The organism is Bacillus sp. ME78 (assembly GCF_903970865.1).
Taxonomy (GTDB): Bacteria; Bacillota; Bacilli; order Bacillales; family Bacillaceae_G; genus Bacillus_A; species Bacillus_A cereus.
The window spans coordinates 70,228-94,092 of sequence record NZ_CAJCKK010000011.1; the positions used below are offsets into that span (position 1 = coordinate 70,228).

The window sequence follows — 23,865 nt, forward strand, 5'->3', positions numbered from 1 at the left end:
TGGGACGGTTTTTATTATGGAAAGATTACATACAACACTTATTTCTTATTTATCAATACAAATGAAATTACCGAAACTACAAACGTAATAATACCAATTATAAAATGATCGGCTCTAAAAATTTTATATGTTATAGAGAATTAACTTTTCGTTACATTAACAGATCCTTTCTAATTAAAAATGATAGGAAACGTAAATATAACGAAAGCTGCCCAAAGTCCGTATATTGGCAAATACTTCGTAACGGCATCTTGGATAGCTTTTGGTCCTGATTTATTTTGCAAGAAACGCATATAGGCAAACATAATCCAAATGAGATTTGCCCAAATCACTATGTTTACTCCTAAAACAGCAAGTCTATTAGGTGTAATCCCGTAAGAAGAAAGTCTAAATACTATGGCTGACAATGCGACAGTGTCAATAATAAGTGCCAGAACAATTAAGGAAAAATTTATATAATCTGAAATGTTCTTTTTCTCGTCCGAGTCACTCTCAACGATAGAAAATATAGTAACAGCCAATACGCCAAGCAGTATTCCGTTGAAGGCCATTAGGAAATTGCGATCCAAGAATGGATTTTTCCCGACCCAAATTACCGTTATAAGATAGATAAGCAAGGTGATCAGGACGAGAGGACTAAAAATTTTAGATATGTATGGTGTAATATTTTTAGCAAGCTTAAGATTCATTGATACTAAGTATGCAGTCACAATAGCGAGAGCGGCCGCTCCAAATAAAACAACATTACTAAAATAGAATTCTCCTATATCTAAGTCAACAAAGCTAAATAAACGCATGGTGAATACCGCTAGTATCATTCCGCTTACTGCCATGCTCCCGTAGAGAAGACAATATTCTAAATTAAATTTTATATAGGCTAATCTTGTACTGCCTTTTGAATATTCATTTCCTATAAACGCAAGCCCTACTAAGACCCATAAAAATATAGGAAGATGTAAATAAGCAAGAATGGTACTGTCTTTATAATTTAATGGCAACGTATTAAGATACATCCCGGAAATTAGGAACAACGCTGCAAGGGAATAAATAATACTTTTTTTGGGAGTATTATTGTAAACAAAATAAGCAGCAATAAAGGGAATTACACCAAAAGCCAAGTTAATTGGAGCAATTGCTTCCTGTTCGACAAAGTGGAAAATGACCCTGGTGCTTATGCCGGCCAGAATAGCTAAAAGGCCCATGAATAAGAAACCTTTTTGAAACAAAGATGTTTTTTCTTTATTTACTTTCTCCTTGAAATGCAACCTTTCATACCAAGCACCTAGAACCTGAGAATCAGGGTTTTGGTCCCATGCTTGTGAGAATGCTTTTTTAAAAGCTTTCGGATCTTTTCTATACATCTTCTCCAACTCATGGGGGTTATCCATATTTTTAACAATCAAATTGTTAATGTTCATAGTTATACCTCCTCTAATTTTAAAAATAAGGTTGTTACCTTTTAACAAAAGCACCTCACTCATTTATTATGATTTTGATTTTAATACAAAATTTATCGTTTTACAATAAAAAATTATTATTTAAAGGATTTTTTTTATCGTTAAATTTTAAATAAAAGAAAAACAAAAGAGCATGACAGTTTTATGTCATGCTCTTTTAACAAATTAATTCTCAAATACAAAATTAATCTTATTATCTTTCCACTCTAATTTCGCATCAAACGTTTTCTCGCCCTTTTTAAAGCCTTTAATTAAATCAGTCTTTTCACCTTTTAAGAGCTTTGTCATATTCTTTTGCGAAATTGTTTTACTTAATATCTTCTTTGAAATGGTGAAATCACATTGCGTTGTATTATAGTTAGAACAACCGTAAAACGTTGACTTATCAATTACATCACCATCACATTTTTTACAGCTACCAACCTTTTTACCCGTTGTAAATTTCGATCCTTTCCGTTCAATCGATTCAACATGTAGTCCCGTGAAATCCCACTTCTCAGACATTTCCACTGCGTCTTCAATAATTTTAGCTGATAGCTTTTTCGTCTGTTCCATAAATGTAGCTGGTGAAGCTGTACCTTCACCAATTTCCGCAAGACGTTGTTCCCATTTCGCAGTCATTTCCGGTGAAGCTAGTATTTTATCACCAATTGCGGTAATTAATACTTTTCCTTTATCAGTCGCATACACTTGGTTTTTCTTTACATCTATATACTTACGGTCTTTCAGCATCGTAATAATACCTGCGCGAGTCGCTTCCGTACCTAAACCTTCTGTTTTCTTTAATACTTTCTCCAGCTCTTCATTCTCTAAATACTTACCAGCTGTTTTCATTAACGTAATAAGTTGTCCTTCTGTATAGCGCTTCGGTGGCTGTGTTTTTCCTTCTTTCACTTTCACCTTTACAACTTTTCCTTCTTCGCCTTCAGCTACAATTGGAAGAATGGTTTCGTCATCTTTATCGTCTTGGAAAATAACTTTACGCCAACCTTCTTGAATTTGCTGTTTTCCTTTTGAAATGAATTCAGCACGTTCATCTACAAGCGTTACAATCGTTGTATAGTCAAAGATTGCAACTTCATAATGAGCTGCAATCAGCCTTCTTACGATCATATCGTATATTTTCTTTTCATCACCTGATAGTCTGCTTGGGTTTGTAACTTGCTCTGTCGGAATAATTGCGTAGTGATCTGTTACTTTCTTTTCATTTACATAACGCTTGTTATTCATAATGGATTCAACCGGAGCCGGTAATAAGCCTTTATATTCATCAAACTGACTCAACTTCTGTAAAATATCAGGGAACGTCGCTGCTTCTCCTTGTGTAACATAGTTAGAATCTGAACGTGGATAAGAAACAATCCCTTTTTGATATAGTGCTTGCGTTATATCAAGCGTCTTTTTCGGTGAAAACTTAAAGGCTTTATTTGCCGTTGCTTGCAGTGATGATAAGTTAAATAAAAGCGGCGGCTGAAACTCTTTACGCTCCGTTTTCATTTCCTTCACAACAGCCGGTTTCCCTTGGCAAAATGCCGCAATTTTATTCGCCATATCAGGATCTTTTAAGCGGGATTCATTATCCTTTTCCCATTTTCCGTCATATTTCTTTCCTTCTATATTAAAGGTTGCAAACACTTCCCAGAAAGGCTCTGACTTAAAGTTTTCAATTTCTTTCTCTCGCTTTACAATCAATGCTAACGTTGGTGTTTGGACACGACCAGCAGAAAATACATCATTCATTCCTTTTTTCTTTAACAAAATACTAAAGACACGTGATGCATTCATACCAACAACCCAGTCAGCGCAAGATCTTGTGTATGCTTCGTAATACGTATTAATTGTATCTGATTCATCAAGTAGATTTTTAAATCCTTGGTAAATAGCTTGCTTCGTTAAAGATGAAATCCATAGACGTTTCATCGGCTTTTGCACGTTACAAAGATTAATAATATTTCGTACGATCAGTTCCCCTTCACGCCCAGCATCTCCTGCGTGAATGATTTCTGTTACCTGTGGATTATGTAACAGCTGTTTCACAACGTTAAATTGCTTATACTTTGACTTTGTTACTTCAAATTGAAAACGTTCTGGAATCATCGGTAATGTATTAAGTGACCATTTTTTCCACTCTGCGTGATAATGCTCTGGATTACATAACTGCGTCAAATGACCAATTGCCCATGTACAGTACGCTCCATTTGGAAATAACTCATTCGCTTCTACCTCTAAATATCCATCTTTCCGGCGATATTTAAACTGTGAAACAAGAGCCAACCCTTGATCTGGTTTCTCGGCAATAATTAATTTCATTTTATAACTCCCTATCTGTATTCCAGTGTTACTTTCATTGTCTATATGTTTAGAAGCGATGATAAAACAACAATCTTATTTATCATTCGCGGTTTGTCTCGCAAATGGGAGACCTATAATATTATACGCTTATTCTTTATGGCTTCACAATAGAAACTCATAATATAACAATTTCTTTCACATGCTTATAATTAAAAAAGACGCCCTAACAAATCAAGCGTTCCTTTGCTTACATCTATGAAATTGTGCAGATAATATGCAGATATTAATAAGCATAAGTACCCTCCATATAAACATATGATGAAATGAACGATAGGACAAGGAGGTATCATAATGTTTGCTTATACGTTAACTACCTTAACACTTTGCTGTACCTCGATTCTTATTACATCCTATATTTCTAAACGTAAGGGTACCCTAATGGAGTATATGGTATTTATTATGTCTTTTAGTATGAGTATCGGTTTAAGTATTGGTTTTTACTTAGGCATTCTCTTTAAGGGGGAATTACTATATTCTACTTTGCTTGCTATTTTAATTAGTGGTTTTATCGGTTTCTTAATCGGTCTACGTTTTCACCTATATACTGCTTTAGAAGGAATGTTCTCTGGATTAATGGCAAGTATGATGGGAGCAATGATTACAGAAATGTTAAACGCTCAACAAGCTCATAATATATTGTTCATTAGCCTTTTACTTACTATAACGATTACTATGTCCTGTGTGATTCAATTATTATCGGAGAACTTTTCTACTTTTATCCAACAGCGTTTTTTGTTATTACTTTCAATTAGTGTAGTAATTATCGTTGCCGTATTCGCGACATTCCCAGATCATACTCCCTCACCTTCATCCGGGCATGATCAACATATACATTAGTACTTGCAACAAAAATGAATAAGCAGCTATCCATAGGATAACTGCTTCCTATTATTCTGGCTTATTAGGAATGTTTTGGTTTGGAACATAGTCAGATTTATAATCTGTATAGTTCACTTCCGTTACCATCCCTGCTGAAGCATGGTGTAAATCGTGACAATGGAACATCCACTTACCCGGATTGTCTGCTACAAAGGCTACTTCATATTCTTCACCCGGTTTTAAGTTCAATGTATCTTTTACAATTGGAGAACCTTCTATCGGTTTTCCATCTTTACTCAACACCTGGAAAAAGTGTCCGTGTAAATGCATTGGGTGATCATCCATTTTAGAACGATTTACCAATCTCACTTTTACTAAATCACCCTTTTTCACTTGAATTGGGTCAATATCCGGAAATACCTTTCCGTTAATTGTATATACCATTTCATTTCCATTCATTTGCGTATTTAAGTCCATATTATATGTGGCAGTATACTCTTGATTTAACGTGAAATTACCTAATTTTTTAGTACCATATTTCATTATATCTACTTTCGGTAATTTTTCTTTTTCGTCAGTTTTATCTTTCATCTCTTTGCTGCCATCATACTCAATAACAGCTTTCATTCCTTTTGCACCTTTATTTTTTGAATGGTCTTCAACATACCATTTCCCAGGATTATTAGCAGTAAATTCAATATCATAACGTTCACCCGGTGCGATTGAAATTACTTTATCCTTTATAACTTTTGGATCGTTTATTGGTTGACCATCTGTCGCAATTACTTTTATATCATGACCGTGAACATGTATATCATGTGATAGATAACCAGCATTAACGAGTCGAAGACGAACTTTATCTCTCTTATTCACTTTCAATGGCACTACTAAATCACCGCTTTTTCCATTGATTGTGAATAAATCATACATACTCATATCATGACCTTCCATCTTCATATTTCCATGGTCCATTCCTTCCATATTACTAGAGTCTTTTTTATCACTGCCCATGTTCATATCAAAATGATCCATGCCGTTCTTATCATCATTCTTTTCCCCATTTTCATTACCTTTAGATTTATTACCTATTTGCCCTTTTGTCATTTCTTTTAACTGCTTATTAATTTCTTCTTTATCTGTAACCCATTCATCCAACATTAATGTGTAATCTTTATCATATTTTTCCTTTTTATCTTCTACAATGAGCGCTCCATACAAACCTCTATCTAATTGATTTACAGAATCTTGATGCGAGTGATACCAGTACGTTCCTGGTACGTTTGCTTCAAATTCGTAAGTGAAACTTTTTCCTGGTTCAACTGCATCTTGTGTCACACCTGGAATTCCATCCATGTTATTTGGGACAGGATATCCATGCCAATGAATAGATACTGGTGCAGATAATTCATTTTTTAATGTCACTTTCACCTTTTCACCTTTTTTCACCCGAATTTCTGGACCAGGAGATGAGCCATTAAATGTCCAGACTGGAACAACAACACCGTTACTTAATTTTTGCTTTTCTTCTTTCGCTATTAAAGTAACTTCTGGTCCTTTTTCAACCTTCAATGGTGTTGTAGCTGTTTCAGTCTGTAGTGTTTTTTTATCATTCATATTTTTATGATCATTTGTTGTATTTGTCGTCACAGAACAGGCAGCAATTAAAAATATTACAGAGACTGTAATGACTGCTAATACAAATCGCTTCATGGAAAATCCCCCCTTTTTCTTTTTCAAAATCATTATAGAAGTTGATTTTCAAGAAAATAAGGAGATGTAATTAGATCTTACGTAAGCTAATTGGAAGATTACTAAAAGCGGAGACATTACAAGAGGCGAATATTTTAGAAATACAAAATGCTTTCCTTGTAGCGACTATATTAGCCGTTCTCGTATTTGTTTTGACGTTATTTCTTAAGAAACAATAACACTGCTATTATTAAATAAGAAAAATGTAGCTAAAATGCTCTTCACAAAAGAACTTAGATTTTTGTATAATAAGAACTAATGTTCTTTACAGACAATGGACTCAAATTACACAAATATATCAAATAGAAGAGGATTGATATACGATGAAAATTGATAGACCAAAAATTTCACCAGAGTTATCTTCAAAGAATTTTCAAGATATTTTTTATGAAGAAGATCCAACATTAGAAGTGTGTGAAATTATAGACTCCACTTTCGAAAATGAATCTGTAGATAGAGTGCGATTGTATGATGCAGTGATAAAGAATTGTAAATTCACTAATACAGACTTTAGCAATATTGATATTACAGATGTTTGTTTTGAAAACTGCGATTTATCAAATGTTAATTTAAGCAATTCTTCTGTTCATAGAGTCGAATTTAAAAACAGTAAATTAATCGGGGTTAATTTTGCAGAATCTAGCTTAGGAAATGTTAAATTTGAGAATTCAATTTTGAATTTAGCGGCATTTGGAAATTCTAAACTAGAAAAAATTATATTTAATGAAACTTCATTAAATAATGCAGATTTTTTTGACTGTAAACTTAAAAAAGTTGAATTCCAATTATGTAGTCTTGATGAAGCTAATTTTGATCAGACATCACTGAAGGGGATAGATATTAGTTCTTCTACCTTTGATACACTTACAGTTTCAGTGAACGATTTAAGAGGATGTAAAGTATCAACATATCAAGCTGTTCAGTTTGCTACTTTATTAGGATTAATAATTAAAGATTAGTATTTCGAAGAAAAGAACCCTATCCCGAATCATGGATTTTTTAATTGTCCACGATTCGAGATAAAGTTCAAATAAATTATTGATGACTCTTTTATTATTTAACTACAGCTTGGTTTCCTTTTACATGTTCATTATTTACACTCATAAATTCTTCAATTTCTTCAACTTCTCTAATGATATCTTTTGACAAGTTTTCATACCCGTCTTTCGTTACAAGAATGTCATCTTCAATACGAATTCCAATTGATTCTCCTTCAATATAAAGACCAGGTTCAATTGTTATAACCATACCTTCTTCTAACACTCTATCTTTATATGTTCCTACATCATGTGTATCTAAACCAAGGAAATGGCTGACACCATGATAATAGTATTTTGATAACTCTTCATCTTCTTGAATTAAACCAATTGCTTTACACTCTTCTGCCAGTACCTTTTTTGTATGCTCATTTAATGCAGCGAACTTTAATCCTGGCTTAATAAGCGCTGTTGTTTCTTTTAATGCTTTTAATACAATATTATAAATTTGTTTTTGACGACTAGAGAATGTTCCATTTGCCGGGAATGTATAACTAATATCAGCGTTATAGTAGTCTTTTTGAGCACCTAAATCTAGTAATACTAAGTCACCATTTTGAATTTGCGCATCATTATCTTCATAATGAAGAACTGTAGCATTTTTCCCACTCGCCAAAATTGTATTGAACGCATGGTGCTTAATGCCAGATGATTTCAGTGTAAAATCAAATTGAGCTTCTAATTCATACTCCATCATGCCTGCTTTTGCATGCTTAAGTACGTTGTAAATACCGTCTTTCGTTATAGCAATCGCTTCTTTAATAATTTCAATTTCTTCCTCGGTTTTAAAAACTCGTAATTCACAAATGTTCGGATATACATTACCAATTGTTACGTGTGGATATTTTTCTCTTACATGTTTAGCAAATGCTAATGTTTTTGTCTCCGTACCATTCCACTCGCGACGTTCTATATCTAAATATAGATGCTTCGCATTTTCTGTAAAGAGTATATTTGACACTGCTTTTTCAAAGCTATCTAAATATAAAACTTTCTTTATACCTGAAATTCCCTCTGCTTCTTCGCTAGAAACTGTCTTCCCAACCCATTTTTCCATTACTGGATCTGATTTTTCAATGAAAAGTGTCTCTTCTACACTATTCCCAAACTTTTTCAGCATAAAAATAACATTTGGTTCATCGATTCCCGTTAAGTAGTAAAAATTACGATTCGGTACAAATTTATAATGTGCATCAGCTGACATATGCGGTGCTTGTCCCGCAAATAAAATCGTAACGGATTCATCAGGTAATGTTTTCGTTAGTCTTTCTCTATTTTGAGCAAAAAATGTTGATTTCATAATAATCCCCCTAGTGTTCTATGTATGCTTGTGAAACTAATCATCAATACAATTCATTCTATTATTGTTATAATTTTTCGTCAATTAATTATACTCATAGCGAAAGGAGAATTTTCATTACTCGGGCCCCTTCCACGCTAAATTATGCATACCACTCCACAATTTCTTGATATTTATTCCATATACTTAAAATCTCATATATAGGAAAGGGGCCATAACTTTGAAACATTATGTAGCAACAGGGTTAGCAATTACTTCTTTATTAATAATTTCAGGATGTTCTAGCAACGTCGAAACAGCACCAGTGAAAAAAGAAACGGTGCAATCTCAGCCAAAAAATATAGAAACAGCAAATACGAGTCCGCAAGACTTCTATAAAGAAATTACATCTGGAAAAATCGAGCACATTCACGGAATTGGCTATGCAGGAAATATGTCTGGGGTTTCTATCGCCACTCATAGCGGGATAAAAGTTTATCAAAATGGAAAATGGCTTGAAACTAAAACTGGACTACATGATTATATGGGCTTTCAGGCAACGAAGAACGGGTTCTTTGCCAGCGGTCATCCTGAACCAGGTGCAAATTTAAAAAATCCTTTAGGATTATTGAAAAGTTCTGATGGCGGTAATACCCTTGAAAAGCTAGCGTTTTATGGAGAATCCGATTTTCATAACCTTGCTGTCGGATATAATACGGAAGCAATTTATTTATACAACGAACGCCCTAATTCTGAATTACAACAAGGTTTTTATTTCAGTACGAACAACGGACAAGAATGGAAAAATAGTAAGTTAAAAGGTCTTTCAAGTACGATTCATTCCTTTTCAGTACATCCGAATCAATCTAGTGTAGTCGCGGTAAGTGCTAAAGACGGTGTTTACTTATCTACAGATTACGGAAATACATTTGAACTATTCGCTAAATTACTTGAATCGACCGCAATTACATTAAGTAATGAAGATGTTATTTACGCCCCTATTAATAAGCAAATCGTAACGAAGAAATCAATTGCTACAAATGAAGAAACAAACATACAAATTCCACCTTTAGATTCTAAAGATGCAATTATGTATATTTCACAAAACCCTCAAAATTCAGCCGAAATCGTATTTGCTACAATGAAATCAAATGTATTCCTCTCTACAGATGAGGGTAATACGTGGAAGCAGATTGCTAATGAAGGAACATTCCAATTTAAGTAGAAGGGTGAATATAACGTGTTTTCAACAATAAGTGAATGGAGCTATCAACTCATGTCTCCTTTAATGGATGCCGCGAATGCTACGAAATCTGTACCTCTTTTATTTTCGTTTTTATTAGGCATAGTAGGTACCCTTGCTCCTTGCCAATTAACAGGAAACATTAGTGCTATTACACTTTATAGCAACCAATCTTTACAAAAGGGACATGTATGGAAACATATACTTTTATTCATTTTAGGAAAAATAATGGCTTTTACGACGCTTGGACTATTAGTATGGTTTTTAGGAAATGAGATTCAGCAAATATTGACTTTGTATTTTCCATGGTTACGAAAAATGATGGGACCCCTATTAATTTTAATGGGGCTACTGTTGTCAGGTATTATAAAAAGAAGATATTTCTTCTCGATTAAATTTATACGAAATCAAAATGAAGTTGGTTCATTTTTACTCGGATTCTTCTTTTCCTTAGCTTTTTGTCCGACTATGTTCGTTCTATTTTTTGGAACGTTAATCCCTTTATCTTTATCATTTAATTACGGGTACTTGTTTCCAACGTTCTTTTCGATAGGAACTGCTCTTCCTATCGTCGTATTAATGTCCTTCATCTCCTATCTGGGATTAAACGGGGCATTACTAAAGAAGAGCAGGAAAATAGGAAATAGCATTCAGCGTATAGCTGGTTTTCTCCTTATTTTAATCGGATTTTATGATACTGCTCTTTATTGGTAATACATACAAAAGATAAGCTCTAGTGAAATGAGCTTATCTTTTGTAATATTATATTCATTTTTTCTTTTGCTGTAGTTGAGCTAATAAATTCTTAACAAACGCGAGAAACAGCGGGTCATTCTCTTTTTTAGGTGACCATTGCATAATAAGTTGTCGTGGAATTGTAATTTCTATCGGCTGTACAATGAAGTCATGAATAATTTGCTTATGTAGTCCTGATAACGGAACGATTGTTATGCCATTAACTTGTATAGTAAGTGCTAATGCTGAACTAATTGATTCTGACTCCATCACTTTATTAACTGTTATTTCATTTTTCATCAAATACGGTTCGAGCACTTCTTTGCAACCAGAAAGTGGCATAATAAAAGGATAATTTTTTATATCATTAATAGTAAGATTAGGCGGAACTTTTTTTGAAGAAACCATAACATACGGATCTTCACCAATGACATCATAATGAAATCCTTGTATTAAATTTTCTTTTATAGAAATAGAAAAATCTGCACTACCTGATGATAGCCAATCTAACACTTCTTGATAGCTTCCTTCTCGAACTGCAAGTACATATTGACTATGATCAATATTCCCTAGTTGAATACACTCCGCCAAACAATATACAGTAACGGAAGGATACGTAGCTAGTACAATTTTATACAAGCTTTTATTCTTCAACTGGAAAGCTGTTTCCTCAAGTTTTTCATACTCCATTAGAAGTCGATTCACACCAACTAAAAATTCTTTGCCATTTTCAGTTAGAATCGTTCCTTGTCTAGAGCGATCAAATAACGTTATAGCATATCGTTTCTCTAATTTGTTAATAATATGGGTTATTGCTGGCTGTGTCATATGTAATTCCTTTGCTGCCAGACTAATACTATTTAAACGAGCCACATATGTAAAGACTTTAAAATCAAAAACATTCATTCTGTTCTCCTTATATAAAATATATTTATATCATCTATAAATAACCTTCATTATATTTATGAAACCACTTCATTTACACTGAGTATACATCATCAATATTACAAATAGATGAAACTTATATACCCTAGAGGAGTGTTGATTAAATGAGTACTTACATTTTAGTACATGGAGCATGGCAAGGTGAATGGGCATGGGAATTAGTAAAACCTCAACTAGAGGCTTTAGGTCACACTGTTATTACACTAGACTTACCTGGAAGTGGGAAAGATACAACTCCTTCACAAAATATAACGTTAGATTCCTATGTTGATGCAGTAACAGCTAATATAAATCAACAAAATGAAAAGGTTATTCTTGTTGGACATAGTATGGGTGGAATCGTTATCACTCAAACTGCTGAACTTATACCAAATAAAATCGATAAATTAGTATATCTTTGTGCTTTCTTACCACGAAATGGAGAAAGTCTTGGTAGTAAATTAGACGGAGAAGATGGCCCGCAATTCACTATAAATGAAAATGACTTGACTGCTGAACTTATACCTAATCTAATTGAACAAACATTTTTAAATGCTACAGAAGACGGTTCTATTAAAGAAGCATCTTTTAATCAAATGCGTCCTCAACCACTAGGACCCTTCCAACAAGAGCTGAAAATATCTGAAGAAAACTTTGGAGCCATAGATCGCATTTATATTGAAACGACTCTAGATAGAGCGATTCCAATTGATTTTCAGCGCCGAATGAATACAGAAACACCTTGCAAGAAAATTATTACTTTAGAAGCTGATCATTCTCCATTTTTCTCTAAAGCATCGGAACTTGTTCATTACTTAAATGAATTAAACTAAATTTTTCATAAAATAAATAGACACTCACAGGTGTCTATTTATTTTACTAATTAAAAGCTATCTTTACTCTATCTACATTGCCATGCCCTTTTGCTTCATCTCCCACTTTTTATACAGTAGTACTGCACCAAATAAAAATACTCCCGCAACAAATGAAGCTACTGGTAACATCTTTATCATTCCATCTGGAAATACGAGCGGCAATAATGGAAATGCATACACTGCTGGAATACGTACACCAACAATTTTTAATAAAATAAGCATTAATATCATATTTAATAAAGTGACTACAATCCATGAATCAATCGCAAAGTACAATATTGTTCCAACAGTTGCAGATGTAGTTAATACTACTATTTGTTTAAAAGCCATTTTTTCATTGTACATCGGCTTTTGAAGTGATTCATATACAACAACTAATATTGGTGGAATAACTGCTAATTGTTCATAACCAGTTATCCAACATAAACTAATCCATACGAAATTTAGTATGAGAAATACAGTCATATATTTATACTGTATTTGCACTTTTCGCTTAATACCGTTATTCAATTTAAATATAAGAACACCAACCATTAAAATAAATGTTAAAGCGAATACCGCGATAACAAATGACCATTCCGTCGCATTTGTTACTAATGGTAATAAACCTGTCGCAATAGATGGTGCTAAATTGGATTGAATTACACGTAAAAAAAGCATCATGAATACAAGCGTTAAACTTACTTTCCCTAAATAAGCAATATCCATTTGATTCACCATAAAACCAATCACAGCTGTTATTGAAGGTGCAATGAAGATTTTTTCTGGTTGCCTTAACCATCCTGGCTCACGATACGCCCATAAAGCAATTGCCATCGCTGCTATTTCCGGCAGAATAACTTCCGGATCATTTAATAACACACCCGCTGTTACCATGGCTAAAATAAATAAAATTGCAATTGTATATGAGATGATTGTTTCTTTCTTTGAAATTACTGCATTCATTATTACATACTCCTTTGTGCTCATTTCTTTCATAATGTAAAACAACAAATTTCATACCCTACTACGGTATTGTATATTAACATCTTTTCTATTTCAAGTATCATTAAGTTATTCACATCCTTTTTCACTCCATACCCTTACAAAAAAGAAATTTTTATAGACGTTGACACTTAATGAAAGATAGGTTACAATAACTATACATTAGTAAGTAACTAATGTGATTAATTCTAACTAGAGGTGAAAACAAATGCAAAACATTTTATTCCGTATTAATGAATTATCAAAAAAAGAAAGAACATCTGGATTAACAGTTGATGAAAAACAAGAACAACAAATGTTACGTCAAAACTATACAGAAACATTTCGTGGAAGCCTAGATTCCATTTTATTAAACACAAAAATTGTTGATCAAAATGGTCTTAACGTTACACCAGTCGCATTACAAGATGCTCAAATACGTTTAAAATTAAGCAAATGAGTTCCGCGCTAAAGAATTTTAATAAAACATAAACAGAGCTGGATTTCCTATATAGAAATTCCAGCTCTGTTTATTGTCTTTTCTAATTTAGTAAACGAGCGATACATCGCAATTCTCCACGACACAATCATCGCAAATGCAAGTAAGAAAAACATGCCGCTTAACTCTGCCAAATCAATTGATTGGCTTAAATATGACTTTAATGCCACGCGTACAGCTAATAAGCCTACTAAAATGAATATGAATGCTTTTGACGGTTTCATAAATATATGTTCGCCTTTTATTTCGAACTTAGTTGTTTTAATAAGAAAAATAGAGAAAATAATCCCTATACTAATTGCCTCGACTATTTCTAACGATGTTAATCGAAAATCTGGTAAAAAGTACATCATCGTGCCTGTACTCATAAAAATTGGCGGCAATATAATTTTCTTTTTCGTTACCGGCTTTTTCGCTGCTTTAAAACGTAGAAACATTACCCCAACAGCCATACAAACCGCTATGACACTTGATAAAAGTGCTATCATACTTTCCACTCCTATCTATTTAAATGACTTTTTTAGCAAAATCATAAACCAATAAGTAACTACATGCCGCATTATAGAATTTCTTCATTATATTCCTCCTGCTGTAAACTTTCCATATTCGCTGCAATCATTTTACGCAAAGTTTATGAACGGAATATGAACAAAAAAGCCATTCTGCAATTAATAATTGCAAAATGGCTTTTTAACTTATTTTAAATCGTCAATTGTGAAAGCACCTGGAAGTAATTGCTCAACAGTCACTTCTTTTTCATCACCTTTTACATTCGTTAGTAATACAGGCATTTTCGGATCACAGAATTCAGCAATTACTTGTCTACACGCACCACATGGTGAAATCGGTCCATCAGTTTCTCCTGTAATAACTAAGTAACTAAAATCGCGCTCCCCTTCTGATACCGCTTTAAATATTGCTGTTCTTTCTGCACAGTTACATAAACCATAAGAAGCATTTTCTATATTACAACCAGTATAGATTTTCCCTTCTTTCGTAACTAACGCTGCGCCAACAGGAAATTTAGAATACGGAATATACGCTTTCAATAACATCTTGTTTGCTTCTTCAATATATTTTTTCTTATCCATATTATTTCCCCCTCAAAGTAAATGAAATGATCATTAGTCAGTAATAACTGTATGAACTAATTTAGGAGCCACTGCTGTTTCAGCGATAGAGATGTTCTCATAAATTTTTGCTTTTACATCTTCTACATTTTCACGATTTGCGTAGATTGTTACGAACGGCTCGCCTTCTTTTACTGCATCGCCAACTTTTTTACGTAACATTAACCCTACTGCTAAATCGATTTCATCTTCCTTCGTTGCACGACCTGCACCAAGTAACATAGCTGCAATACCAATCTCATCTGCAACAATGTTAGAAATAACACCTGAAGTTTTTGCAGGTACATCAATTACATACTTCGCTTGTGGCATTTTTTCTGGATTGTCTACAATTGAGCTATCTCCGCCTTGATTGCTTAAGAACTCTTTAAATTTCGCAGTTGCTTTTCCGTTTTTCATCACTTCAATTAGCATTTCACGAGCTTCTTCTAACGTATTTGCTTTTTTCGCAAGTACGACCATTTGACTTCCTAATACAAGTACTAATTCTGTTAAATCTTCTGGACCTTCACCTTTTAACGTATCAATCGCTTCTTTCACTTCTAGAGCATTGCCAATCGCAAATCCAAGAGGTTGTGACATATCTGAAATAACTGCCATTGTTTGACGTCCTACATTATTTCCGATACGTACCATTGCATGTGCTAATTCTTTTGCATCTTCTTCTGTTTTCATAAATGCACCAGCACCTGTTTTTACATCAAGTACGATTGCGTCAGCACCAGCTGCAATTTTTTTACTCATAATTGAACTTGCGATTAAAGGAATTGAGTTAACAGTTCCTGTTACGTCGCGTAATGCATAAATCTTTTTATCTGCAGGTGTTAAGTTTCCTGTTTGTCCAATAACAGCTACTTTGTCACGGTTTACAATATCAATGAATTGTTCTTTCGTAATTTCAACGTGGAATCCTTCTACCGCTTCTAATTTATCAATTGTTCCGCCTGTATGTCCTAAACCACGACCAGACATTTTTGCTACTGGTACATCTAAAGCAGCTACTAATGGTCCTAATACTAATGTTGTTGTATCACCAACACCGCCAGTTGAATGTTTGTCTACTTTAATTCCTTCAATTGCTGATAAGTCGATCGTTTCTCCAGACTCAACCATCGCCATAGTTAAATCTGCACGTTCGCGATCTGTCATATCTTTAAAGAAGATTGCCATTGCAAGCGCACTCACTTGATAATCAGGAATACTTCCGTCTGTATATCCATTAATAAAGAATTTGATTTCTTCAGTCGTTAATTCTTTGCCGTCACGTTTTTTTGCAATAATATCTACCATTCTCATTACAATCACCATTCCTTTTTATATGATATGAATCTATTAAAATAATAAGCCAACGATCGTTGCTGATAAGAAACTTACTAATGTTGCACCGAATAGTAATTTCAAACCAAATCTTGCGACTACATTCCCTTGCTTTTCATTTAAGCTCTTAACTGCCCCTGCAATAATCCCAATTGAAGAGAAGTTTGCAAATGAAACTAAAAATACAGAGATAATCGCTGTCGTTCTATCTGAGAAATTAAAGTTTCCTTGTGCTAAATCTGTCATAGCGACAAATTCATTTGATACTAATTTTGTTGCCATAATATTTCCGGCATTAACTGCTTCATGCCAAGGTACACCCATAATAAATGCAAATGGTGCAAATGCATAACCAAGAATTTCTTGGAATGAAATACCGATTACACCTTTAAATACTGCATTAATGAATGCGATAAGAGCAACGAAACCGACTAACATAGCTGCTACTGTAATCGCAACTTTAAATCCATCAATAATGTATTCCCCTAATACTTCAAAGAAGGTCTTCTTCTCTTCTTCTTGTACTTCTAACATATCTTCTTCCTCAGTAACTTCATATGGGTTAATGATAGAAGCAATGATGAAACCACCGAATAAGTTAAGCACTAAAGCGGTTACAACATATTGTGGTTTTAATAACACCATATATGATCCAACGATAGACATAGAAACTGTAGACATTGCTGATGCACATAATGTATACATTCTTTTCTCTGGCAATAACCCTAGTTGTTTCTTAACTGAAATAAATACTTCAGATTGTCCTAAAATCGCAGATGCAACAGCGTTATATGATTCTAGTTTCCCCATTCCATTTACTTTACTTAATGCTAGACCGATAGATTTCACAATAATAGGTAATACTTTAATATGTTGCAAAATACCTATTAAGGCTGATATAAATACGATTGGCATTAATACACTTAAAAAGAACGAAAACTCTTTTTGATTTACTAATCCACCAAATACGAAATTCACACCGTCAGCGGCATATTTTAATAACTCTCCAAAACCATCTGCTATTCCGCTAATTAATATATTCCCTACACTTGTATTTAATAATAGAAACCCCAAAATGAATTGTAATATAACCATCGTTATGATTGGACGATATTTGACTTTCTTTCTATCATTACTAGCAAGCCAAGCGATACCTAAAATCAATACGAGGCCAAAAACACCGATTAAGTATTTCATAAGCCGTTTCCTCCCATTCGTATCCGCTTACATTTTTTTCAATTATTAAAGCAATAGATATACTTTAAACGTATATCTATTGCTTTAAGCTTTTATCGATTAGTAGTTATCTGTAGCACCTTTTGCATCATTTAATACGATTGCAACACTAGCACTTGCTCCAACGCGAGAAGCTCCAGCAGCTACCATTTTGTCTGCATCTTCACGTGTACGAACACCGCCAGATGCTTTTACACCAACGTTTGGTCCTACTGTTTTACGCATTAATGCGATATCTTCAGCAGTTGCTCCGCCAGTTGAGAATCCAGTTGAAGTTTTTACGAAATCAGCACCAGCTTTTACTGATAATTCACAAGCACGTACTTTCTCTTCATCTGTTAATAGGCAAGTTTCAATGATTACTTTTACAAGCGCTTTTCCTTTTGCTGCTTGTACTACTTCATAAATATCTTTTTCAACGAACTCGTTGTCGCCATCTTTTAAAGCGCCTACGTTGATTACCATATCAACTTCAGTTGCACCTTTTGCGATAGCATCTTTTGTTTCAAATGCTTTTGTTTCAGTAGTGCTTGCTCCTAATGGGAAACCGATTACAGTACAAACGTCTACATCATGTCCAGCTAGTTCATCAGCCGCTAATTTTACCCATGTTGGGTTAATACAAACAGAAGCGAATTTATATTCCTTTGCTTCTTCGATTACTTTCATAACATCTTCTTTAGTAGTATTAGCTTTTAAAATTGTATGGTCAATTAACTTTGCAATGTTCATTATCTTCACTCCTCATATCTTTTAACAACTTCATTCTAACTCTTAGTTGAACAAATGTAAATACACTTTTGAAATTTTGTTCATTCTTTTTTAAAAGGCATTTTCTTGTAGTAAATAAAGCGCATTCTAACAAAGAACACTTCCTATATAATCAAATTTTCTATGTTAACAATGGTAGTATGTATCTCCATATCCATAATTATTTTTAAAAAGGCAATTTGTGTTCAAAAAAGACTCCTATCATTCATACATAACAAAATAAAAGGAGTTCTCAAAATTAACATTTTGAGAACTCCTTTTATTTCTAACCTTTTTGATAATGTAACAGTTCTTTTGCTGTATGCTGATCGATAATTAATACATTTGCATACCCGCCACGTAACGCACCATCAATTGCTTTTATTTTTCTATTACCACCTGCAACTAAAATAGAGCGTTTCTTTAATTTCAGTTCCTCTAACTCAATTCCAATTGTACGCTGATTAATCTCTTCGCTACTAATATTTCCGTCTCCATCAAAGAAACGTGAACAAATGTCACCGACCGATTGTTTTTTGAGTAAACTTGTTTCATCCTTATCGAAATAACCTAATCGGAATAATAGCGCTTCGTCTCGCACTGTTCCTACAGTGAAAACTGCAATATTCGCTTGTTTCCCCATTTCAATAATGTGATGAATATGTCGATCCTGCTCTACTAATTCTTTTGTCACTGCATTATCAAATATAACTGGAAGAGGTAGATTTCTTGGCGTCGTTTGAAAAGCATCTGCAAATAAAGCTATCGTCTCATTCGCATATGTATTTACACTCGAATGACTAATACCGCCTTTTAACTGGACAACCTCTACCCCTTTTACATGTTGCGGTACGATTTTTCTAGCGATTTCATACATCGTCATTCCCCAACTTACACCAACAATATCACCGTTTTTAACCGTCTTTTCCATATACTCAGCAGCATATTTACTTATATACTCTGTAATCGTTGCATATTCCGGTACTGGAGAAAATACAACATGTGCCTCTAACAAGTTGTACTTTTCTTTCAGTAAATTCCCAACGTTATCTAAATCCGCAAATGGATCGGCGATGCTAATTTGAACAAACCCTTTTTCTTTCGCGTACTTTAACAATCTAGAAATCGTCGGTCTTGAAATATTTAATTTGTTAGCAATTTCTTGCTGACTATAATCTGATTGATAATATAATCTTGCAACTTCAACGCTTAATTGTTGTTTATCTTTTTCCATAGTAACTCATTACAAATCCCTTCCTGTATTTCCCTTTCGTTACAAGCATTATACAGCTTTATGCAAAAAAATTCGACTACCGAATTTTATCTAACTGAACTTCTATTCTACGTATTATATATAATGAAACCTTATTGTGTAGATTTACAAACTCAATATAGAAACACTTACAACATATAAATCAGTTTATATGTAATTCATTCTTTATTGCTTTTCCTGTAGTAACGATAACAAAGCCGTTCAATAAGAAACATGAAACATCGTCTAAAAGCTATTCAAATACCCCTCATAAACAAAAGATACTGTTCATAAGGGGTATGTATTCAATTTAAGTTTATAAAAATCGGATGGAAACACTGCAAGTTCTCACTTATTTAGAATAAGAGAAAAGATGATGTTTTATTTGTTCAATAAAATAATGATGGTGTATATTATCGTTAGATACGCGACTTGCCATAATAGCTCCCTCCATTGAAGATGCAAGAAAAGAAGCGAGCGATATAATATCTATATCTTCTTTAAGTTCTTGTTTCTCTATTCCTTCTTTTATGAGAGAAGCCATTAACATTACTGTATCATCATAACCTTTTGCTGCTGCTTTTTGTAATTCTGGAAATACTCCAGTACTTTCAATTGCGCTATTAAGTAATGGACAGCCTCCAGCAATAGGAGGATTATTAGCTGCATCTTGATATACAAGGAAAATTGCAAGGATTTTATCGATTGCTGTCTTTTTATTTTCCATTGCTTTATGAAAATGACTCCACATAATCTCACCACTTTTGTCATAGGCAGCAAGGACAATTTCTTCTTTACTTTTGAATCTACGATAAATAGATCCTTTAGGTAGTTCAGTAGCTGTCATTATATCCTGTATGGATGTGCGAGTTATCCCATTAGTATTAAATAAATATAAAGATGTTTCAATAATTTTTTCTTTAATCTTATCAACTTTAGTCATACTTTGTAATCCTCCTAATAAAAACGAGCTTAATATTCCAGGTGATATTTACCATCTATTTTCTTGAATTTTTTTGTAAGTATAAATAAGTTTGGAACAAAAATATATTATGTGAACCTCAAACAATACAGTTTGAAAAGAGGTAATCAAATTGTTTTATCTATATCATTCAAATGAATTTTCTGTCAAAATTAACATGTCCAATTATTTAATTCAGTCCTGTTATACAACTAATTTCACCTACAATCGTAGAAGGTGTAAAAATATATAGTTAATTTTAACGTATAGACTATGATTATTATATATAATTTTTATTAATATGTTTAGCTAAAGTGTTTGAACCACCCCACTCTCACTTCATTCTACAAAAGATTAATCATTAATGATTATTGGAATTAAATTGTAACAAAGCAACTGAGATATAAATATATTTGCTTTTTACCATTTTGATTTCGTTAAAAGGGTTTAAAAAACTAGAAACTTGTAGTATCATTAGATTTCGATTCAGACCGAACCGTCCGGTTTTTAATATAAATATATTTAGAAGGAGAACGTTATGCAGAAAGAAAAATCAAAGATTATAGGTAATTTAATTACGGGGGCAATAAAGTGAACTTTATAAAAATCAATAAAAAAGAAATTATTATGCTAATAGTTTATACAATGTTTGCACTACTCCAAATTGGCTTGTTCATATTATTTGGCCTATCACTTTTAACTAACAGTAATCTAGTTGAATCAGAATTTGCTCTTAGTGCCATCGGTTTGACTGTACCTGCTATTGTAGGAATAATTTTCTTTAGGAAAGAAATTATTGAAAGTTTTACTTATTTTAAAGAGAAAACAATTTTGAAAATAGTAAGTATTCCTATGGTGGTTTTATTTACGGTAATTGTGGAACAGTCTGTTATGCATTTTCTAGCAACTGATCAGCCAGAGAACCAAGAACAGCTCCTTGAAACAGGTACGGGGATACCTCTTATTTTTACATTGCTAGTATTTGGTATTCTAGGGCCATTGCTTGAAGAAATTGTGTTTCGTCATATAATATTAAATCGTTTTTCACATTATATTGGTACTGCTATTGCATCTATCATTTCGATTATAATTTTTACAGTTCTTCATACGAACCAGCTTTCGGATATTGCTATTTATTTACCTGGCTCAGTGATACTTACTGTGGCTTATCTTATTTCTAACAGATCCATTGCATATGTTATGGCGATACATATGTTAAATAATTCTATTACTTTTATTCAATTACATATGTCATAACAAGACATATGTAATTGAAGGTTTTGATGCAAAAATACTCTATGTTTCTATCAAGTATTTTTGGCACCAGAACCACTTTTTCTAAGGCATAAGAAATCTTATCAAAACTACAACTTATTAGGAGAGTGTCAGTCATGATTGTAACAACAACTTCTGGAATTCAAGGTAAAGAAATTATTGAGTATATCGATATTGTAAATGGTGAAGCTATTATGGGTGCAAATATTGTCCGTGATTTATTCGCTTCAGTTCGTGATGTTGTCGGTGGCCGTGCTGGTGCTTATGAAAGTAAGCTAAAAGACGCTCGTGATATTGCGATGGACGAAATGAAAGAACTTGCAAAACAAAAAGGTGCGAACGCTATCGTTGGTATTGACGTAGATTACGAAGTTGTACGTGATGGAATGTTAATGGTTGCTGTAAGTGGTACAGCTGTACGTATATAAGTAAATTAAAAAACGGTTCCCCCCTTGGAATTTATACTTTGAGGAGGGGCCTGGTTCTGTTGCAGATTTTAAAGAATAAAAAGAGATGTTGATAAAGCATTATACGTCGAAAAAACACAGTTTGAGTGTAAACTGTGTTTTTTTATATAGAGGCCTCATCCCATCACTATCAAGCTAAAATTTTGTGTTAACTTGTACAAAATGTACATTTTTTACTTTGGGGTAATTTTGAATCCTTAAGCTTATGGGCATGTGCTGGTACCCTCTAATACTGTACAAATTTTTTATAAATGGTTGTAAAGTTCTACGTTTTTGACCATTCTGTACAACGATAACTTTGGTTTATTGATTTCACCTGTAATCTGGTAGCCTATCCTCTGATACAATTTAATGGCAAGTTGGTTCTCTTTCTTTACCGTCAGAGAGCATTTGGCAAAGCCTTGCAGCGAAGCTTGTTCCTCAGCAAACTCAATTAATCTGGTACCTATCCCTAGTCCTCGACTCTCGGGCAGTAAGGCAATTGTTCCGATGTGAAACTCGTCATCTTCTCCCTCCTTCAAGGTAAACATGGAATAAAGCATTTTGATATTCAGAATGTTATAAACAACAAAACCCAGCTTTCGGAACGAAAGCAGCTGTTTAAAAGTCGGCCAGGCAAGACGATTTAAAACGGATATGGGATAGCAAGTAATCATCCCTAAAGTTTTCCCATCCATTTGAGCTTCATAGGCGTATTGATGACTAAAACGGTTGTTCTCCTGCCACCATAGCTTACAAAATGTCCAATCGACTGTGTTCTTCTCCTCAGATCCTGCAAGTGGAAACGCCATGTATTCCAATGCCATTACATTTAGCTGGGCGCCGACCATGGATTGATGAACAGCCTTTACAATAGAGATTTTATTCATTATCCTATTGCTCCTTTTCACTTTCTATATTATTAATATTAATTATCATGGATTTGAATCAATTTAGTTCACTTCCCTCTCAATTCATCCTTAGCTTTGAAACCATAATAAAATGTATTTAAAACAAGCTCTGCAGCAGATTTTTTAGCCACATTTCCTTCATGTACCTGTTCCCAGGTATGGAAAAGCAGAGCATAAAGCGTATTCAAAATCCATTCGCTGCTAACTGTTTGCTGAAAGTAACCTCTTTGTTGTAGCAATTCAATAACGCGTCTTAAGGGTTCCCTCAGCTTCTCTTCTGCTTCACCTAATTCTTTGTTGTTAAATACAGATGCATCATGACCTAGAAAATAGATTTTGTCACCTAAAGGGATTAACGCTTCAATGAGTTCCGGGATATAGTTTTCACTTCTTTCCTCATCCAGTGGAATCTGGTTTACAGTATCACTTACCAGTTGTATAGCCCGATGGCCCAAGAACAGCATCAATTTCTCCCTGCTTTCGACGTAGCGATGGAGTGTAGCAATTCCAATTCCCGCATATTCCGCAATTTCATTCATCGAAGCAGTAGGATTTTCAACAAGCAATATAGTAGCTGAATCAAGAATTGCATTAAATCTCGCTTCCTTCAACGCTGACAAGTCTTTCTTCATCGTCAATCTCTCCCTTTTTCTGT

At 33.7% G+C, this 23,865-nt stretch carries 23 protein-coding genes; 8 read left to right on the top strand and 15 right to left on the bottom strand.

All coding sequences use genetic code 11. The features are described from left to right. Positions 1-170: 170 nt before the first annotated feature. Together H6481_RS14475 and topB are read right to left on the bottom strand one after the other, a co-directional pair. Positions 171-1,418 carry a DUF4153 domain-containing protein gene (locus H6481_RS14475; protein ID WP_182812102.1) on the bottom strand — a complete coding sequence of 416 codons (1,248 nt, stop codon included), beginning with the start codon at positions 1,416-1,418 and terminating at the stop codon, positions 171-173. Positions 1,419-1,622: 204 nt separating this feature from the next. After that, positions 1,623-3,767, bottom strand: coding sequence for a DNA topoisomerase III (gene topB, locus H6481_RS14480; protein WP_000766771.1), 2,145 nt, complete (start codon positions 3,765-3,767; stop codon positions 1,623-1,625). 333 nt (positions 3,768-4,100) lie between these two features. On the opposite strand from topB, the gene H6481_RS14485 reads away from it, so the two are divergent. Next, a complete protein-coding gene (locus H6481_RS14485; protein ID WP_000458538.1) occupies positions 4,101-4,646 on the top strand; it encodes a hypothetical protein in 546 nt (181 codons plus the stop codon). A gap of 51 nt (positions 4,647-4,697) precedes the next feature. On the opposite strand, the gene H6481_RS14490 is transcribed toward H6481_RS14485, so the two are convergent. Further along, entirely contained in the window at positions 4,698-6,338 is a 1,641-nt protein-coding gene (locus H6481_RS14490; protein WP_182812104.1) for a multicopper oxidase family protein, read from the bottom strand. A gap of 362 nt (positions 6,339-6,700) precedes the next feature. On the opposite strand from H6481_RS14490, the gene H6481_RS14495 reads away from it, so the two are divergent. Beyond that, positions 6,701-7,336, top strand: a complete 636-nt coding sequence (locus tag H6481_RS14495) for a pentapeptide repeat-containing protein (RefSeq protein WP_000687268.1) — start codon at positions 6,701-6,703, stop codon at positions 7,334-7,336. A 94-nt stretch (positions 7,337-7,430) separates the two neighbouring features. On the opposite strand, the gene H6481_RS14500 is transcribed toward H6481_RS14495, so the two are convergent. Further along, positions 7,431-8,714 (bottom strand): aminopeptidase P family protein, encoded by a 1,284-nt coding sequence (locus tag H6481_RS14500; RefSeq protein ID WP_053564752.1) that lies wholly within the window; start codon positions 8,712-8,714, stop codon positions 7,431-7,433. A 220-nt stretch (positions 8,715-8,934) separates the two neighbouring features. Between H6481_RS14500 and H6481_RS14505 the strand changes: the two genes are divergently transcribed. Both H6481_RS14505 and H6481_RS14510 read left to right on the top strand, forming a co-directional pair. Next, positions 8,935-9,918 carry a F510_1955 family glycosylhydrolase gene (locus tag H6481_RS14505; protein ID WP_053564753.1) on the top strand — a complete coding sequence of 328 codons (984 nt, stop codon included), beginning with the start codon at positions 8,935-8,937 and terminating at the stop codon, positions 9,916-9,918. A gap of 15 nt (positions 9,919-9,933) precedes the next feature. Further along, a complete protein-coding gene (locus tag H6481_RS14510) occupies positions 9,934-10,650 on the top strand; it encodes a sulfite exporter TauE/SafE family protein (protein ID WP_220464102.1) in 717 nt (238 codons plus the stop codon). Positions 10,651-10,704: 54 nt separating this feature from the next. On the opposite strand, the gene H6481_RS14515 is transcribed toward H6481_RS14510, so the two are convergent. Then, positions 10,705-11,577: a LysR family transcriptional regulator gene (locus tag H6481_RS14515; protein ID WP_001100328.1), complete on the bottom strand. Its 873-nt coding sequence runs from the start codon at positions 11,575-11,577 to the stop codon at positions 10,705-10,707. A 143-nt stretch (positions 11,578-11,720) separates the two neighbouring features. Here H6481_RS14515 and H6481_RS14520 point away from each other — a divergent pair, with 143 nt between their 5' ends. Continuing rightward, positions 11,721-12,428: an alpha/beta fold hydrolase gene (locus H6481_RS14520; protein ID WP_000109165.1), complete on the top strand. Its 708-nt coding sequence runs from the start codon at positions 11,721-11,723 to the stop codon at positions 12,426-12,428. 72 nt (positions 12,429-12,500) lie between these two features. Here the strand turns inward: H6481_RS14520 and H6481_RS14525 are convergent, their stop codons facing one another. Beyond that, on the bottom strand, positions 12,501-13,415 hold the full coding sequence (locus tag H6481_RS14525; protein WP_000994724.1) for a membrane protein: 915 nt from the start codon (positions 13,413-13,415) through the stop codon (positions 12,501-12,503). Between the two features lie 247 nt (positions 13,416-13,662). Between H6481_RS14525 and H6481_RS14530 the strand changes: the two genes are divergently transcribed. Beyond that, the gene (locus tag H6481_RS14530; RefSeq protein ID WP_071730965.1) at positions 13,663-13,893 is read left to right on the top strand and encodes a DUF896 domain-containing protein; all 231 of its coding nucleotides are present in this window, start codon (positions 13,663-13,665) and stop codon (positions 13,891-13,893) included. Positions 13,894-13,940: 47 nt separating this feature from the next. Here the strand turns inward: H6481_RS14530 and H6481_RS14535 are convergent, their stop codons facing one another. The 7 genes from H6481_RS14535 to H6481_RS14565 form a co-directional block, all read right to left on the bottom strand. Further along, positions 13,941-14,420 carry a cytochrome c biogenesis protein CcdC gene (locus H6481_RS14535; RefSeq protein WP_000561070.1) on the bottom strand — a complete coding sequence of 160 codons (480 nt, stop codon included), beginning with the start codon at positions 14,418-14,420 and terminating at the stop codon, positions 13,941-13,943. Between the two features lie 207 nt (positions 14,421-14,627). Further along, positions 14,628-15,023, bottom strand: a complete 396-nt coding sequence (locus H6481_RS14540) for a cytidine deaminase (protein ID WP_182812107.1) — start codon at positions 15,021-15,023, stop codon at positions 14,628-14,630. Positions 15,024-15,056: 33 nt separating this feature from the next. After that, the gene (locus tag H6481_RS14545; RefSeq protein ID WP_002093946.1) at positions 15,057-16,358 is read right to left on the bottom strand and encodes a pyrimidine-nucleoside phosphorylase; all 1,302 of its coding nucleotides are present in this window, start codon (positions 16,356-16,358) and stop codon (positions 15,057-15,059) included. 36 nt (positions 16,359-16,394) lie between these two features. Next, complete coding sequence (locus tag H6481_RS14550) at positions 16,395-17,576, bottom strand: NupC/NupG family nucleoside CNT transporter (RefSeq protein WP_000876188.1); 1,182 nt, start codon at positions 17,574-17,576, stop codon at positions 16,395-16,397. 99 nt (positions 17,577-17,675) lie between these two features. Further along, on the bottom strand, positions 17,676-18,347 hold the full coding sequence (gene deoC / locus H6481_RS14555) for a deoxyribose-phosphate aldolase (RefSeq protein WP_001017440.1): 672 nt from the start codon (positions 18,345-18,347) through the stop codon (positions 17,676-17,678). 304 nt (positions 18,348-18,651) lie between these two features. After that, entirely contained in the window at positions 18,652-19,599 is a 948-nt protein-coding gene (locus H6481_RS14560; protein WP_000409787.1) for a sugar-binding transcriptional regulator, read from the bottom strand. Between the two features lie 370 nt (positions 19,600-19,969). Beyond that, on the bottom strand, positions 19,970-20,560 hold the full coding sequence (locus H6481_RS14565; protein WP_000169640.1) for a TetR/AcrR family transcriptional regulator: 591 nt from the start codon (positions 20,558-20,560) through the stop codon (positions 19,970-19,972). A 609-nt stretch (positions 20,561-21,169) separates the two neighbouring features. On the opposite strand from H6481_RS14565, the gene H6481_RS14570 reads away from it, so the two are divergent. Together H6481_RS14570 and H6481_RS14575 are read left to right on the top strand one after the other, a co-directional pair. Further along, on the top strand, positions 21,170-21,835 hold the full coding sequence (locus H6481_RS14570; RefSeq protein ID WP_182812110.1) for a type II CAAX endopeptidase family protein: 666 nt from the start codon (positions 21,170-21,172) through the stop codon (positions 21,833-21,835). 134 nt (positions 21,836-21,969) lie between these two features. Continuing rightward, positions 21,970-22,281 carry a heavy metal-binding domain-containing protein gene (locus H6481_RS14575; protein WP_000637505.1) on the top strand — a complete coding sequence of 104 codons (312 nt, stop codon included), beginning with the start codon at positions 21,970-21,972 and terminating at the stop codon, positions 22,279-22,281. Positions 22,282-22,565: 284 nt separating this feature from the next. Here the strand turns inward: H6481_RS14575 and H6481_RS14580 are convergent, their stop codons facing one another. After that, positions 22,566-23,189, bottom strand: coding sequence for an N-acetyltransferase (locus H6481_RS14580; protein ID WP_182812113.1), 624 nt, complete (start codon positions 23,187-23,189; stop codon positions 22,566-22,568). Between the two features lie 68 nt (positions 23,190-23,257). After that, on the bottom strand, positions 23,258-23,842 hold the full coding sequence (locus H6481_RS14585; protein ID WP_000710981.1) for a TetR/AcrR family transcriptional regulator: 585 nt from the start codon (positions 23,840-23,842) through the stop codon (positions 23,258-23,260). Positions 23,843-23,865: the final 23 nt, after the last annotated feature.